This window comes from Candidatus Hydrogenedentota bacterium (assembly GCA_019695095.1).
Lineage (GTDB): Bacteria > Hydrogenedentota > Hydrogenedentia > Hydrogenedentales > SLHB01 > JAIBAQ01.
In genome coordinates, this window is sequence record JAIBAQ010000137.1 from 1 (window position 1) to 16142 (window position 16142).

The 16142-nt window shown below is 58.4% G+C and carries 15 protein-coding genes; 6 read left to right on the forward strand and 9 right to left on the reverse strand.

Annotated elements, in window-relative coordinates; all coding sequences use genetic code 11:
* The 7 genes from K1Y02_18800 to K1Y02_18830 all read right to left on the reverse strand — a co-directional run.
* Positions 1-226 (reverse strand): DUF2157 domain-containing protein (locus tag K1Y02_18800; protein MBX7258419.1); only part of this gene is annotated, 226 nt, incomplete at its 3' end.
* Positions 227-837: 611 nt separating this feature from the next.
* Positions 838-1578, reverse strand: a complete 741-nt coding sequence (locus K1Y02_18805) for a ThuA domain-containing protein (GenBank protein ID MBX7258420.1) — start codon at positions 1576-1578, stop codon at positions 838-840.
* A 45-nt stretch (positions 1579-1623) separates the two neighbouring features.
* Positions 1624-2601: a polysaccharide deacetylase family protein gene (locus K1Y02_18810; protein ID MBX7258421.1), complete on the reverse strand. Its 978-nt coding sequence runs from the start codon at positions 2599-2601 to the stop codon at positions 1624-1626.
* A gap of 345 nt (positions 2602-2946) precedes the next feature.
* A complete protein-coding gene (locus K1Y02_18815; protein MBX7258422.1) occupies positions 2947-3537 on the reverse strand; it encodes a hypothetical protein in 591 nt (196 codons plus the stop codon).
* Complete coding sequence (locus tag K1Y02_18820; protein ID MBX7258423.1) at positions 3534-3806, reverse strand: hypothetical protein; 273 nt, start codon at positions 3804-3806, stop codon at positions 3534-3536. Before K1Y02_18820 ends, K1Y02_18815 begins: the two co-directional genes overlap by 4 nt.
* Before the next feature lie 9 nt (positions 3807-3815).
* The gene (locus tag K1Y02_18825; GenBank protein MBX7258424.1) at positions 3816-4115 is read right to left on the reverse strand and encodes a hypothetical protein; all 300 of its coding nucleotides are present in this window, start codon (positions 4113-4115) and stop codon (positions 3816-3818) included.
* Positions 4115-5680 (reverse strand): sodium/solute symporter, encoded by a 1566-nt coding sequence (locus K1Y02_18830; protein MBX7258425.1) that lies wholly within the window; start codon positions 5678-5680, stop codon positions 4115-4117. The genes K1Y02_18825 and K1Y02_18830 overlap by 1 nt, the downstream gene beginning before the upstream one ends.
* Positions 5681-5975: 295 nt before the next feature.
* On the opposite strand from K1Y02_18830, the gene K1Y02_18835 reads away from it, so the two are divergent.
* Positions 5976-7097 carry a hypothetical protein gene (locus K1Y02_18835; GenBank protein MBX7258426.1) on the forward strand — a complete coding sequence of 374 codons (1122 nt, stop codon included), beginning with the start codon at positions 5976-5978 and terminating at the stop codon, positions 7095-7097.
* A gap of 25 nt (positions 7098-7122) precedes the next feature.
* On the opposite strand, the gene K1Y02_18840 is transcribed toward K1Y02_18835, so the two are convergent.
* Positions 7123-9261: a hypothetical protein gene (locus K1Y02_18840; protein MBX7258427.1), complete on the reverse strand. Its 2139-nt coding sequence runs from the start codon at positions 9259-9261 to the stop codon at positions 7123-7125.
* Between the two features lie 214 nt (positions 9262-9475).
* Positions 9476-11878 carry a hypothetical protein gene (locus tag K1Y02_18845; GenBank protein ID MBX7258428.1) on the reverse strand — a complete coding sequence of 801 codons (2403 nt, stop codon included), beginning with the start codon at positions 11876-11878 and terminating at the stop codon, positions 9476-9478.
* Positions 11879-12471: 593 nt separating this feature from the next.
* On the opposite strand from K1Y02_18845, the gene K1Y02_18850 reads away from it, so the two are divergent.
* The 5 genes from K1Y02_18850 to K1Y02_18870 form a co-directional block, all read left to right on the forward strand.
* Entirely contained in the window at positions 12472-13332 is an 861-nt protein-coding gene (locus K1Y02_18850) for a metallophosphoesterase (GenBank protein ID MBX7258429.1), read from the forward strand.
* A 49-nt stretch (positions 13333-13381) separates the two neighbouring features.
* Positions 13382-14611: an SDR family oxidoreductase gene (locus K1Y02_18855; protein ID MBX7258430.1), complete on the forward strand. Its 1230-nt coding sequence runs from the start codon at positions 13382-13384 to the stop codon at positions 14609-14611.
* A gap of 52 nt (positions 14612-14663) precedes the next feature.
* Positions 14664-14852, forward strand: a complete 189-nt coding sequence (locus K1Y02_18860; protein ID MBX7258431.1) for a hypothetical protein — start codon at positions 14664-14666, stop codon at positions 14850-14852.
* Positions 14839-15402: a hypothetical protein gene (locus K1Y02_18865; protein MBX7258432.1), complete on the forward strand. Its 564-nt coding sequence runs from the start codon at positions 14839-14841 to the stop codon at positions 15400-15402. Before K1Y02_18860 ends, K1Y02_18865 begins: the two co-directional genes overlap by 14 nt.
* A 136-nt stretch (positions 15403-15538) precedes the next feature.
* The coding region (locus tag K1Y02_18870; GenBank protein ID MBX7258433.1) for a hypothetical protein at positions 15539-16142 on the forward strand (604 nt) is incomplete at its 3' end.

Sequence of the window (16142 nt, forward strand, 5' to 3'; positions counted from 1 at the left end):
ACCTGGACATTTCGTCCCAATTGTGCGCGAGTACGAGGATAATTCCCAATCCGATGAGCACCGCGCCCAACACACTGCACACGACTAACGCCAATGGGACGCGGCTTTCCTCGTCCGCGTTGCCATAGCGCATGCGAAGGCGATCCGCCGTTTCCGGGGTGACGATGCCTTCTTCAATAAGCGCGGGTAGTTCGGCGTACAGCCAGCGTACGGCTTTCTTATTCACGATTCTAGGATTTCCCACAGGTCAGTCCAGCCATAGAGAATCATAACATGTTTGAGGCACCGCGAAATACGGAGGACTCCGGGGAGGTACATGAAAGAAGGGCAGGTGCGGCGTGCTGCGCCGGCCTGCCCCTACGTATCGCGAGTCGTGTTATTTCTCGAAATGAAGCTCAATCACTCCCAGTGGATCCTTGAGGAAGGCACTGATGCTGTCATAGACGGTTGGATGACCATCAATTGCGAGGGCTGGACGATTCTTCGTGAGGCTGATAACGTGTTTCATACTTCCTGTACTCCCTGTTACAACCTGCTCGCCCTGTGCGAGCTCCCAGTCCAGCGTAGCACAGATCTCGAATTTAGTCATCGGGGTCTGTGCGGACAATCGGACGTCGATAGAGTTTGGATGGCGAGTGTGTCGCTTGGTTGATTACCTGGCGCGGAGTCTTCCTGCGCCCCTCGACCGCATCTCGGGACTTCGCAAGACTCTGCCTTTGGCTCGAAGGTCTTGCGTCATCGGCGCGGAAAATCTCGGGCACTGCATATATGCGATAGCAGGAAGAACCTACTCCGCACGTGGACGTCGGCATGATGGCCCTGTATAGGTCACTTTGTCTAGGGCTCGATTGTTACCTTCTCCAGTGGTTCTACGTTGTCGCGGACGAGAGTCTTCACCCCGGTGGGTGCGAGCCAGCGGACGCCGTTGTAGAGGACTTTCTGGATGTTTTCGTTGTAGTAGATGGGGAAGGTCTCGTGGCCAGGGCGGAAGTAGAAGATCTTCCCTTTCCCGCGGTGCCAGCAACAGCCACTTCGGAATACCTCGCCTCCCTGAAACCAGCTAATCAATACGAGTTGATCCGGCTGAGGAATGTCGAAGTGTTCGCCATACATCTCCACATGGGGTAACTCGATGTATTCCGGCAGGCCATCCACGATAGGATGGCCAGGGTCCACGACCCACAACCGTTCCCGTTCTCCAATCTCGCGCCACTTCAGGCTGCATGTCGTGCCCATGAGGCGCTTGAAGATCTTCGAGTAGTGACCCGAATGCAGCACCAAGAGCCCCATTCCGTCCAAAACGCGCTGGTAAACTTTGTCTACTATGGCGTCGGACACCTGATCGTGCGCCAAATGCCCCCACCACGTGAGCACGTCGGTTGTATCGAGAATGTGGTCGGGCAAGCCATGGTCCGGGTGGTCGAGTTCCGCGACGTGTACGGTCGCAATACCCGGTTTCCCCTGTAATGACCGGGCAATCTGGGTCCCTATGCCATCGGGATAGACCTTCTGAACCTCTTCATTGAGTTTCTCATGCAGACCTTCGTTCCAAACGGTGACACGCAGTGCCTGGCCCATGACGATCGCCTCCCGCAAGTAATGCCCGACTTGAACAATTCCTGACTACTTACCCACCTTGTCGCGCCGTTGCTGCAATTCGCGCCACGTGCTCAGGATGATCCCTTCCTCCTCAATCACCTTCTTCACCTCCGGGTCGATGCAGACGAGGAGATCATTCAGGCGTGTGGGCCCGGACGTGGTGATGTACTCGAATTCTTCGGTGGGCCGGGTGCAGTGAACTATGATCTGGGTCACGCCCGGCTTGAGCGTCCGAAGCACGTCGAGCACGAGCGTCTTCTTCTCATCAAGCGTGCGTTTGTCGTACGTGTAGGTTAGCAGATCGTCCAAGACCGCAAGTCCGCCCTCCCAGGCTTTTTCGGCCACACCCATGGCGGCGAGCGCGGCGACGGCTTCGCCTTCGGATATCTTCGTATGCGTCATGTGGCCGCCCATAATCATCACGGGGATGTGCTTCTCGATACCGACCTTGATGTAGCGCTCGAGATAGTCCGGCCGGGCGTATACCGTGCCCATGTGCGTGTCAAGGTGCGTGATGGGAAGTCCCATCTTTTCCGCACGGTCGATCTGTGCCCGAATTTCCTTCTCGATGTCGTCGGGGGTGGCGCGCTTGGCCACCAGACTCACATTGTCCGGAAGGCAGCCTTGTTCGTCGGCAAGCGACGGAACCTGCGCGGCGCCCGCGACAGGAATCCACCGGTAGTTCTCCCACTCGGATGTCAAGGTCAGGTGGAGACCGTTGTCGACTTCCGGATGCTCCTTGAGATACTTGGCCCACTCGGGAACCCAGGCGCACGGCATCATGGTGCTGGCGGAGGTTACGACGCCCTTTTCGATCGCTTCGATAGCGCCCATGTTCGAGGAGTGCGACATCCCTGCGTCGTCGCAATGGAAGATGACGACCTTTGAACCGGTCGGCCACCCCAGCCGTTCTGCAAAAGTCGGCTTGTCTTGAGCGAACGCGCTTAGCGAGAAGCAGAAAATGGCGGCAAGTGCGAGTACGTGTGTTCTACGGATATGCATGGAGAAATCTTCCTTTCCGTTCGAATGGCAGTCCTGGGCGCACCCCTCTTCGGCAAGAACAAGTGAACCCCTGCCGTCTGCATTCACTCCAAAGGCACTGAACGAATCCACCGCCACGCACCACGCAAATGCGCACAATTGGAAGCAAACAGTAGAGAGAAACGTCGAACAAAAACATCAAACCGGGCGCTATGGTAGAGAACGGGGACGCTGTAGTGCAATGTTCAGGGATGCGTCTTCGCGGGAAACGTGCGTTCTCCGGCCCGCTTGAATGGCACAGATGCGAACGATCCGATGAGACTGAGGAAGGCGCAGATGTCTGCCGTCAGATGGGCTGCGCTATTTCTAGGCGCTTTTGGTCTTGGATGCGGCGATTAATGCATCCAGAATGGCCACGCGCGTCTTCGCGCCCGCAATCGCGCCGGAATAGCCATCGACAACGCGAATGTCAATTCGTCTATTGCGCCTGCGGAGATATAGCACCCAGTGGGGGGTGTAGAACACGAGAGACTTTTCCAGCGCGCCAACAATGGGTTTATTGAACTGGCCTCGCAGCCGGAGTGAGGCCTGGAGCAAGCATTTCCGCGCTGTCTCGATGGCCGCGGCTTCGTCGATCATGGGCGGGAACGATTCTTCTACGACGTGCACGGACTGAATTTCGTCGATGTTGTCGATTATGGCGAAGGCGCCGCTCCATGCGTCGATCGCGGTCCAGACGAGGCTTTGCTTTCCGCCGCGTTCGGCGTGGAAGCAAAGGGCGTAGGATGGCATCCAGAGCCGTTCCACGAACGGCGGCACCCGCGAAGATGGGTCGTCCGCCGCACTCACGCGGATGCGACGAGATAGAAGTCCGTAGAAGTTCCCAAACCGGGGACGGTTAAACTTCGCGACTGCATCGGCGCCGGAAAGTCTTCCGGGCAGGCAAAACAGGGTCACGTCAAGCGCTTGTGACGCGCGAGGACCAGCCTGCCGTATACGATGGATGCAACTCCAATCAACAGCAGGACGAGACTGCACACAAGATTGACGACGGCCGCGCGAGGATGTCCTTCGGCGTAGGCAAAATAGGTGCCCGCAAGCACGGGAATCCCCACGAAAACGATAAAGCAGCCCAGGGCGACGTAAATCTCGCCGTCGCGGCGCATCATGTCTTGCTGGGTATTTTGCTTGGGTCCAGTGTTCGAGTTATTGAGTTCGTTGGACATGGTCGCACCTTACCGGAAGTAGAAATAGACGATCACATGGGGCAACATACAAAGGACGGTCCACAGACGAAGATCGGTCCAGATGGACTTGTTGGGGCGGCCGCGATTCACGTATTTCTCGTTTAACACGAGACCGACGATGATCATGGCCGACACGAACAACCCTACGGCACACATGCTGGCGTAGGGCTGGTAGACGTGCGCCAGGGCGTCGTTGATCGGGTGAAAGATCGGCGACAAGAGCGGATAGAAGACTTCCTTGCAGAAGTCGATGAACATTTTTTCAAGGTTGAATCCACCGGCATCCATTACGAGTTCACCCTCCCTTGAAGCGCATCTTGAGCGGCATCATCCGCAACGACGCTATCCCACACGAGACCGCGCAACTTCTCGTCGGGCTCGCGCTTCGTCAATAGACTGACCACGACCGTCACGACGATGGAAAACACGAAAGACCACCACGCCACGAAGAGGAATGGGTTCTCGCTCGGGAATAATCCGGGTGTGTAGTTGAGGACGAAACAGCACGCCACGCCTAGCACGAGACCTGCAAGCCCACCCCAACCGGTCGCGCGGCGCCACATGATGCCCAGCAATAAGATGGCAAGCAGCGGGCCCTGGAACAGCGAGAGGACCGTCTGCAGGAACACATAAATTTGATCGCTGTTCCCGAGCTTCTTCGCGGAGAGCCCCGTGGTGATCACGAAGAATGCCGTGATGGCGCGCCCGAGTATGAGCGACGTCTTGGAAGAGAAGGGGGCAGCGCCAGCCCACTTGCGCAGGAGGCTGATCACGTCCGTGACGGTAATCGTTGTGACGGAATTCAGCGTTGCCGAAATGTGCGACATGAGGGCCGCAAACAACGCCGCGAACATTAATCCGCGCAACCCGGAAGGCAGAAGCTGCCGGATCAGCGTCGGCACCGCGCGGTCGGCGTTATCCATGCCCAGGTCGGGCAAGAGCACCACCGCGCACAGACCGGGCAAAGCCACCATCAGGGGGATAAACGACTTCAGGAATCCGCCGAAGAGCATGCCGCCTTTGGCATCCCATTCCGACCGCGCACCGAGGGTGCGTTGTACGATGAGCTGGTTGCCGCTCATGTAGGCAACGGCCATGACCAAACCGAGGCCGAATACGATACCGGTCCATGGGAAGGGGCCGGTCGTGTCATTGGGAAGGAGGATGTTGAAGTGGTTGGCGAATGCCGGACCCTGCCTGAGTACACCTTCCTGCAGGGCGGCGATTCCGCCGACTTCCCAGAGGCACAAGGCGAGGAGACCGAGACCGCCGACATACATGACGATAAGCTGGACGACGTCGGTAAACACCACGGCGGTAAGTCCGCCGCCGAATGTGTAAATACCGGTGATGATGACCGTTATCCAGAGCGTGTAGTGAGGATCCCAGCCGATGATGGTGTACATCAACTTGTCGGCGGTGATCCACAGCATCACGGCAAGCATCACGAACTGCACGACGACCCAGATGAGCCCGTTGATGAATTGGACGCCGGTGTTGTAGCGGCGGCCCAGGAACTCGGGAATCGTGAACACGCCGGACCGCCAGAAGTACGGTACGAAGATAAAGGCCGCGATGACCATGGCGGGCATGGAGCCCATCCAGTCGAAGTTCGCCGCGGAAATCCCATTGCGGTAGGCCGCGCCGGCCACGGCGACGAAGTCCGTCGCGCCGATGTCGCTCACCACGATGGAGAAGCCGATGGCCCAGAAGGGAAGCGCACGCCCAGCGAGGAAGAAGTCTTCGGTATCCCCCACATACTTTGAGCAGTACGACCCGAGCGCCAGCGATCCAATCATGTAGAAGATAATGATGATCGCATCAATGAAATGTAATCCGAGTATTTGCTCCATAGATCACCCCAACGTCGCAGGAATCCGTGCTTCACGAATTGAAATGTAGAAGAGCCACTTCAAAGCAGGCGATACGATAGCAGAGTCGAAGGCGGCTCGTAAAGGTATAACGAGTGGCCAGGGGAATATGACAAAGTCGCGCTGAGGCAGGACGAGCGGCTCCTGTAATGGGCGCTTTGGCGTGCTATTCGGGTATAGTGTGCGTCGAGTGACCTCAGCGCGCAGCGCACAAGAAGGCCGTTCGAAGCATTCTGTGCAATGGACATCTGGCTGTCCCCATAACGAAAGGCCATTAATGGACCGTACCCTTAGCCCCGAAATACTCCAACGGATTCGTGTGCATTGCGATACGTTTTGTGCCGAGCATAGGCTTGACGCTATTCGAGAAGAACTGCAGGACCTGATTGAAGAGAAGACGCTGTCCTATCTTTCCGTCAGCGAGAACTTGCAGGAAGAAGACGCGTTCATTATGGCGCGGGAACGTTTCGAGGACCCGGAGATTCTGCGGGAACGGTTCGGTCCAGCGGCCGCGCCAGCCACAATGACTCCCCTGCCGACCACCGAGACCGCGCCGACGCCGCCGACTATGACGAGTGCTTCGATGTCTACCGGTCGTCGATTGTTTGCAGCCTTTGTTGCCAGCTTCGCCGTCGCGATAGTCGTGCGGGCGCTTCTCGTGCCATTTCAAGTGTTTATGACGGTATTTCGGCCCGCGCCGGGCATTCAATGGATGAGTCCCCTGATTTTCAGCGCCGTCCAACTGTCCCTGATGCTGCTTGCTCTGCTGGCGTTTTATGGGGTGCTGCGCCGCTGGGGCCGCGCAACTGAAGCGGGAGCCCGCCCCTGGTTTGTGCGCATCCCAGTAGTCCCCTCGCTGCTCCTGCTTCTTGGACTCGTCGTTGTCGAGCGGTTCCTACCCACTGTGGTATGGACGGTGAGTCAAGGGCTACCCTTCGTAACGCAGGGAGGCCGGGGCATCTACATGGTATGTGTAACGGTCTTCGGCCTGGTCGTCGGCACGGGACGGAACATGGTGTGGTTGTGGTGGGTGGACCGCGCACCATTCTCGAACACCAAGGTGCTTACGGCGCTGGCCTGCGCGTTTGCGGCAGCGCATCTCATTTCGGGAGCATTCTCGTTTCTTCCAGGTCTTGAAATCGTGATTACGGATTCGGGCGGCGTGGGTGGAGTCGGAATCGAGCTGGCCCGCCTGTCTGCAAATAATCTGACTCTCTATCTTAGGCCGTCGCCTCCTCACATGCTCATGGGAGCGTACTGGTCCGTGTGGGGGTCGTTACTGGTGCCTCAAGTGCTGGCTGCGGGCCTGGCAACTCTGGCGCACGTAAAAGTCTGCCGCCCGGCAATGCGCCGCAATGCCGCTCGGGCGCGGCAGGAGACCGGGGCTGTTGCGGAATAGCCTGGACGAGCACGCATCGCGAGATCTACTTCGAGTACGGTTCCCCCATCGCGTCAATCGACTCCGTGATGGATACGGCGTTTCCCAATGCCGCCGCGAGGTCGGGGATATCGTACAGCGTTAAAGCGCCGTGCACCATGCTGGCAATCACGTCCTTGCTCAATCGGCGCTCGATAACGTTGGACCACGACACGAGCATGCGCGAAATGGAGACGCGATCGAACAAATCGGGCTCCAGGGCCGCCGCGTGTAGCGCGGGGATGCCCACGTTGCCGACAGCAATCAGAGCTACCGGCGAATTGCCCCCTAGGCGCTCCGACGCATACCGTGCGCAGATCAGGATGTCTTCCGCGCGCATCCCGACGTAGGACCGGCCTAGCAGATATGCCGTATAGACGTCTTGCCAACTCTTTGTGTAGTAGGCGTCGGTATCGCTGGCGCGTGTTTGCCCCATGCCACGCAGGTCCACGGCCAGCACAGTTTCGCCTGCGAGCGCGCGTTGTTCGATGGGACCGCCGGGGGCCGCGTCCACGGACTTGCCTGCGTCGTGCAGGTACAGTACGACGCGGCCTGGAGCAGGTTTTTCGGGGACGAAGAGAAGCGCGGGAAGTGCGATACCTTCTTCGGGAAGGAGTGCGAGTTTCTCGATGCGATATCCCGGACGCTGAACGGCGCCGCATGATTCCACGCGTGGTTTGGGCAGTTCGGACATGGAGCGGATGCCCACCAGTTGGCGCACGTTGGCCAGCATTGCACTGGAGTCCCCAGCGTTCCATGCATCTGCGCGCTGCTTTGCCAACGCGCGCTCGTACTCCAGATTGAGGTCGTAGACGGATCGCGCGCCGGGCAGAGACATCACGTTGCCACCGGGCGTGCACAGGCATTCTTCCTTCGATAGGAATTCAATCTTCGGTTCGGTAATCACGCGGTCCTGCTTCAGCAGCCAGCGCGACATCCAGCGCGCGGTGGCTTCGCGATGCGTGATGTGATAGCCGTGGGGCGAGTTCGATTCCACAAACTCCACGCGTTCGGGGAATCCCAAATCGGTGAAGAGCCGCTTGGCATAGCGAAACGATTCCCAGGTTCCGTCGATGGAGAAATAGCCGTCGCCCGCGGCCGCGCACACCAGCACCGGAGATGGTGCGCGCATCAGAATCCAATGCGCGTCATCGACCCCAAAGCGCAGTTGTCCAAAGATGTTCTGCTCGCTGTCCTGCGCGCCGGGATTGGCGAGGAGCCGCAGCCGGGTCGTGAGCGAGCAGCTTGGCGCGGCGCATGAAATGCGATCGTCGAGCGCCATGAGATATGCGGTTTGGGTGCCGCCGCCGCTGTTGCCCGCGCACCCGAGGCGCGCTGGATCGACTTCGGGACGCGAGGCGAGATAGTCGAGGGCACGCATGCTGTCCCAGATTTCGAAGCGGGCCGCGCTTTGACCCAACAGGATGCATCCCATTCCGATCAGCGTGTGGCGCGAGGTGGTGAAGTCGCGGGTGGCAAGGTGGCCGGGGTATTCGCCCTGGATTCGCTCGCCTTGCTCGATAGGATCGAAGACCAGCGCGGCCATTCCGTTCAGGGCCATCAACGCGCCCATTGTCTGATGCGCCTCGCTGGCTTTGCCTTCGAAGGCGTGTCCACAGGCAATGAGCACTCCTGGGTATGGCGGTGCGAATTGTGCCGCGTCGGGAAGATAGAGCAAGGCCGTTACGTAATGGAAAGGCTGGCTCTGGAAAATGACCTTCTCAATGCGGTACCCGTTGCGCGCAATCGTGCCAACGATTTGCGGTTCCAGCGGTGTGCGTTCGGGGAGGCCGCCAATGGCATTAAGGACATCCGAGCGCAGCCGCGCCTGATACGAAGCGACTTTGTCCGGCACGCGGTAGGCTGCGCGGTCCGGGTCCCATGCCAGACGGTTCATTCCTTCGTCGGTATCCGCCTGAGTGGGGGGCTTAAGCGCGTCAAACTCGGATTGCCAGCGCTGGGTAGCTTGCTCCACCTGCTTGAGCAGGTAGGAGCGCATCATGGCCGCAGGTTGCGGAATGCCGAGCGTGTCGAAGGGGATATCGAGTTCGTCCGCACTAACCAACGAACCAGCGACCAGTAGATGAAGTCCAAGCGTTACGCGGATGAGCCGTTTGGTATGCGCGACAATGCACAACCGTGACATAGATCTTCCCCCCGTCGCTATCCGAAGTGCCATCGGTCCTGACACGTTGACCGAGATCCCGCTCCACGCACTATAGGCTTGTGAAAGGACACATTCCAGTGTCTGCCCAGAAGAGACGGAGCCATGCGCACAGTGAGTCGCGCGCATGGCTCCGATTTACGTCGCTGCTATCTGTCGTTACGGTATCAACCCATATCGCTTTGCCGCGCTGTACCTACTCGACGACCGCCGCGGCCCTGTTGAGGTAAGCGGTCAGGTCGGCCTTCTGCTGCTGAGTCATGGAAATGCTCGACATTATTGGGACGTTGCTGATTGCCGACTCAATTCCTTGATAGGTAAGCGCGCCAACGGCGCCAAACGGAGTCGGGTGGCACATGCCGCACTTATTGCTCCAGACCGTGGTGCCTGCAGTGATGTTGCCCACGAATCCGCTTGGAATGCCGAACGAAGTTGTGTTGCCGTTTGCGTCGAAGGGGCCGGCCGGGGGCGGCGTGGACGCATAGCCCGAATCGCCGGTGCTAAATCCGCTGGGGCCACCCGTACCTGATGCCTTCACCCAGTAGTAATACGTCGTGCCCGGCGTGACCGTCGTGTCATCGAATGGGGACGCCGTCGGCGTGCCGATCTGCGTGGCTCCCGCGGAGGAGTTACTTGTGTTGCGCCAAACGCTGTAACTGGTCGCGCCTGCTGAAGCAGTCCACGACACGCTGACCTTATCCGTGTAGGTGCCGTCCGTTGCGAGAACTCCTGTCGGCGCGGCTGGCGGCGTCGGCGGGGGCGGAGGCGTGGTTGCCGCGTAGCCGGAGTCGCTCGTGCTGAATCCGCTTGGACCTCCCAAGCCGTTTGCTTTCACCCAGTAGTAGTAGGTCGTGCCCTGCACGGCCGTCGTGTCGTCATATGCAGTGGTCGCCGTATTGCCAAGTTCTGTTGCGGTTCCCGAGCTATTGCTCGTGTTCCGCCAGACGGTGTAGCTTGTGGCTCCCACGGACGCGTTCCAGGACACGCTAACTTTGTCGGTATAGGTACCGTCCGTCGCGAAAACACCGGTCGGTGCGATAGGAGGCGTGGGTGGAGGAGGCGTTACTGCTGCATAGCCCGAATCGCCGGAGCTGAATCCGCTGGGGCCACCCGTACCTGATGCCTTCACCCAGTAGTAATACGTCGTGCCCGGCGTCGCGGTTGTATCGTCGAAGGACGAACCGGCTGGCGAGCCAATTTGCGTGGCGCCTGCCGAATCGTTGCTTGTATTGCGCCAAACGCTGTAGCTGGTTGCACCCGCAACGGAATTCCATTCCACACGCACCTTGTTCGTATAGGTGCCATCGGTTGCCAAGACGCCCGTTGGCGCCGCGGGAGGTGTCGGATTCGGACTGCCGGAACCGTCCCAGTTCAGGTACGCGGTCAGATCGGCGAGTTGCTGGGTCGATAGATTGATCGACGACATCATGTCGACTTCTTCGAGTGCTTCCAGGAGTTCATGGAAGGGTTCGGCATCGACTTTGCCATAGGGGGTCGGATGACAAATGGCGCACGACGTGTTCCAAAGGGTATTGCCTGCAAAGGCATTGCCTACATAGCCGTTCGGGATTCCAAACCCGGTCGTGTTGCCGTTGGCATCAAATTCGCCATCGCCGTCACCGTCGCCATCACCGTCGCCATCAACGTCGCCATCACCATCGTCGTCGCCGTCATCATCATCGTCGTCCTCGGGCCACGACAAGACCTGGACGGAATCTGCGACGATCAGAAAGTCATCTTCCAGTATTAGCGTGCCGACAACGAGAACACGGGCATTCTTCACAAGGTCACTTGCGTCTCCGGGTACCGGGTCAGCCGACTTGGCAGAAGGGGGAACCAGAATAGCAGCCTGGGAAAAGTCCACGAGCAATTCGTGGCCTCTTACCTTCAATTCAAACGTGCTTTCCTCTTGATTGACTTTCTTAATCTTTCCTTCTGCCTCCACGTGCTCTGAAATGAATGAGCCGTCATCGTTATCGTGGCCATCATCGGATTCCCGGTCCTCCAGCTCTGCTTCGACGTCAATGTCGGTTCCAAAGACCAGCGTATTGTCGCCGGCGACGCAAATCTCCACGTCATCAAAATGGAGCTTCAGCAAGGCGCCCTGGTCTTCCGTTACTGTGAAAGAGACGTTGAACTCGAAGACTCCTCCGTTGGGAAGCGTAACAGGGACAGGGCTGTCCGGGGCGCTGTTCAGGGAGACTTCCGCGCTCGAGGCAATCACCTGGATGCCCGTATAGTCGCCGGTTGGAAGGTCGTCCGAGGCCAGGAGGGCTCCAATGCTGTCGAGGCACGACACGTCAAGAACTACGGGCTCGTCCAGCACGGAATGTAAGACAGGACCTGTATCCGTAGTCTGCTCGAACAGAACGTCATCAATCGCAATCGTGAGGGACGCGATATCGTGCTTCGAGTAGCACTCCGTGTCGTCGCTCTTGAGCGTTGTGTCGGTCAAGGCAGCCTGGAGAAGTACGGCGACCGTTCCTTGAGTCTTGATAATGGGAGCGGCAGGTTGCGGACAACCAACCAGCATGGATATCACGATCAGTGCCGCAGCGCCAGCTACTACTTTTCGCCGAGTGTTATGCAGTTGATGCATTTTGAAGTCACCTCATGCAGCTTAGTGTTTTTTTGTTTGTAGAAAAGACACGAGTAATGCGAAGGTGTAGGTCACTTCATCCCCTTGTGCGTTACGATGAAGCAGTCCGAGCCTGCAACCCCATCGGACCAAACGCACCATCACGGAATGCCCGAGCATTCCGTCATGGAACCTCTGTGCGTCTCCTTAGTACCACCAGGACACAAAACGCAGGGCTGGGCTGAAGCAATGCGCGTGCCAATGCCGCGCGACATGAACGAAACGTCGTTCAGATAGGCACTTGACTCGAAAGGGACCTGCTATCATATGTAGAAATCTGACAAAGTTGTCGACAATCGGCCGATGTTGTTGCCAAGAAAATGACACTCTGCCAATAATTCGTCGCGGTTGCGGGCTGGATTCATCGGATCGCCTGGAATTCTGCAAGCAATGAGGGTGAGTTGGGTCTTCGCGTCCCGCTAGCCATTTCGATGAGCGCAGGGCCGCCGAAGAGCCGTCCGGCCACCAATCATGGGCCTACCAGGAGGCTCCTGCAAGATGATACCTTTGTAGCGGCGCGTTCAAGGCCGTCAAGCCAGCTTCAGGAGACGCTCATGCGAAACCGAACGATCTTTGTACTTTCACTTGCTCTTCTTCTTTTGATTTCGGGATGTGCAACCACCGGTAGAACTGTTGAAGTACCTTTCCACGGCAAGCCGGTGCCGTGGACAAGTCTGGAACTCAACAACGACCCCGACAACTTCCAGTTTGCGATTGTCTCCGATCGCGCGGGTGGCGAACGTCCCGGGGTGTTCCAGTCGGCGATGGGCAAGCTCAACCTGATGCAGCCCGAGTTCGTCATGAGCATTGGCGACCTGACAGAGGGAAGCAAGACCGACGTTGCGGAGATGAGCCGCCAGTGGCAGGAGTTCAGGGATATCGTAGGCGTGCTTGAGATGCCGTTCTTTCTCGTACCGGGCAACCACGATATTCGCACCAGTGTCATGGCAGAGGAGTGGAGACGTCAGTGGGGGCCGTCGTATTACCATTTCCGCTACCGCGACGTGCTTTTTCTCTGCCTCAATACGGAAGACCCGCCGCCTACTCACATGAGCGACGCGCAGATTGCGTATATGCAGAAGGCGCTGGATGAAAACGCGGATGCAAAGTGGACGCTTGTCTTCATGCACAAGCCGCTGTGGGAGTTCACAACAGAGGACACAGGCTGGAATCGGTTTGAGCCATTGTTGAAAGGACGCAACTATACGGTCATCTCCGGACACCGGCACAATTACAGCAAGGCCCATCGCGATGGTCATTCCTACTTCGTTCTCGCCACGACAGGCGGCAGCAGCAAGCTGCGCGGGTTGCAGGAAGGTGAATTCGACCATATCGTCTGGGTGACCATGACCAAGAAGGGTCCGCGCATTGCTAACCTGCTGCTGGAAGGAATTCTCGACGAGGATCTGAAGTAGAAGGCATGCGCACCAATCACCTGCACAACACGTTGGGTACGTCCAGCGAATGAACTACGCGGATTCACCTGTTGCCCTTGTCACCGGCGCGACCGGCGTCGCGGGGGCGTCCATTGTCGAATATCTTTCCGAGGAAGCCGGGTGGCAGGTCGTCGCGCTTTCGCGCAGCGCAGCGAGCGTGTTTGCGTCATCGCCTCGCGTTACGCCGGTGAGCGCGGACATGCTCGATCCCGAGCAGTTGCGTGTTCGACTCGGCGGTCTGCGCATTACGCATTTGTTCCATGCCGCCGAGTATCGCTTGCCGTGGCCCAACGATAGCAAGCAGAAGCCTACGAACGTGCGCGCGATGAAGACCATGTTGAACTTGTCGAGACCGTTTGTGCCGCTCGTTGCAGGATTGGGCCGCGTGTCGGATCGCATTTACTACACGCCCATCGCGAAGGCCGCGGGACTCTACGACCCGGACAAGCGCAATCTCGCGATGTTGCGCAATGTGGTGGAGACGCTCGAACGTTCGCCTCATGCGTTGCGGCACGTGTCGACCATTACCGGTGGACGCTACAACGGCATGCACCTTGGTCCGTACCTGTATCCCGCGTGGAAGATACCGTTTGAGGAAACCGATCCGCCGCATCCAGGACCGAGCTGGTACTTCGACATCGAGGGATATTTGAAGAACCGGCAGAATCGAGCGTGGACGTGGTCCGTGGCGCGTCCGTCGTTCATCATCGGATTCACGTCGCGCGCCGCGCACAATTTCGGCACGGCCATCGCCGTGTATGCGAGCGTGTTGAAGAAGCTTGGCGAGCCGCTCGCGTTTCCGGGCGGCGAAGGCGCCTATTCGTGTGTTTGGGAAGCTAGCAGCGCCAACCTTCTTGCACGCGTTATGCATTGGTCGGCGACTGAACCGGCGGCCGCGGACAACGTGTTCAATCTGGTCAACGGAAACACGTTTCGCTGGTGCGACCTGTGGCCGCGCATCGCGGAGTATTTTGGCATGGAGTGCGTGCACACGAAAGACGGATTCAGCGTGCAGCGAAAGTTTCTGGGCAAAGAGACTCTCTGGCGCGAACTTGTCGCCGAGCATGGGTTACAGAAGTACGAACTCCGGGAATTGATGTCGCCGCGATTCCTCGACGAATCAATGGTGATCGATTGGGACGTTGTCTTTTCGATGGAGAAGGCGCGGCGCTTGGGCTTCGATGCGACCGTGGACAACGCGCAGATGTTTTGCAGTCTGTTCGACAGGTTGCGGGAGAAGAAGATCATACCGGGGTAGGTGGACGGCATGGACTCTATGGACGAGATGGACAAGGGATTAGAATAGCGCCATGGACGATCCGGAGTATTGGAACATCATTCGCGCGATGACGCCGGAGCAGAAGCTGGCGACCGCCCAACGCCTCTACGATTCGGCTCGCGAGCTGAAGGCGGCAGGCTTTCGCATGCAACATCCCGATTGGACCGAAGAACAAGTGCAGGCGGCGGTACGGAAGGCGTTTTTGTATGCAGGCGACTAATCTGTTCCTCCTTTTTACGAGGAGGCTGAACGGGGCAGGCATACCGCACATGATCAGCGGCAGCACGGCCGCAATTCTCTATGGGGAACCGCGGCTCACAAACGACGTGGATATGATCGTGTTCGTGAAGCGCGGGGATGCAGGGCGAGTAGTGGATGCCTTTCCGCTGTCCGAGTTCTATTGTCCACCCGAGGAAGTGATCGCGGTCGAAGCGGCGCGCGCATTGCGAGGGCATTTCAACATCATCCACCATGAAACCGGCTTCAAAGCCGATCTCTACCTCAGCGGCGACGACCCTCTCCACGCGTGGGGCCTGGCTCGCGCGCGGCGCGTGCAAATCGGAGAAGAGACCGTTGTCGTTGCCCCGCCGGAATACGTCATTGTGCGTAAGCTCGAGTACTTTCGCGAGGGGCATTCACAAAAGCACCTCAATGATATACGGGCTATGCTGCGCAATATGCCGGAGTTGGCAGCATCGATAGAATTGAAGGAACTTTTGGCAGAACGGGGGCTTGCAGAGTCTTGGCAGATAGCGGTGTGCGAGGTTTGAGCGCTTTCGCACTCGGAAAGCCAATTCAATGCGAATGTATTCTTTTTGGCGCGCGCTCCTGCCAATGGGTCATGATGCCAGCACCGTGCGTGGACGGTTGGGGGACCTTGGTTGGCACAAACGCGTGGGGCATGAAATGAAGCGAATCCTAAAGTGGTTGGGCTTGGTGCTTCTGGCACTTATCGGCATACCGGCGCTCGCGTTGTTGTGCGTGGCGGGGTATTACTATCACGTCGTGTGGCAGAAGCCGGGGGCGCTCAGCACGCCGATAACGCCGACGGTGCTGGGGTCGAAGGTGAACGTCTTCAGCGGGACCGGCGGGTACGCGTGGGTGTGCGCGTACGACACGCCCGCGGCGTGCGTGCCGTTTGGGATGGTGCGGTTGGGACCGGATACAGCGACCATCATTACGAACGAGACGGGCTACAACGCGTCAGGTTACTTCTACGGCGACAACAAGATCGTTGGGTTTAGTCATACGCGGTTGGTCGGGGCGGACGCGTTGGAAGGTGGGATCTTTCGTGTGTTTCCGGCGACGAAGCCGCGCGGCGCATTGAAGGAGCCGGAATTCTCGCGGTTTGCGCATCGGAAGGAAACGGGATTCCCCGGATATTATGCGGTGCAGTTGTCGGACGTACTTGCAGAGATGACGGCGACGACCCGCGTTGGCGTGCACCGGTATACGTTCAGCAAGGGAACGACGCCGCATTTGCGCTTGGACGTCACGAGCGCGTTGGGCG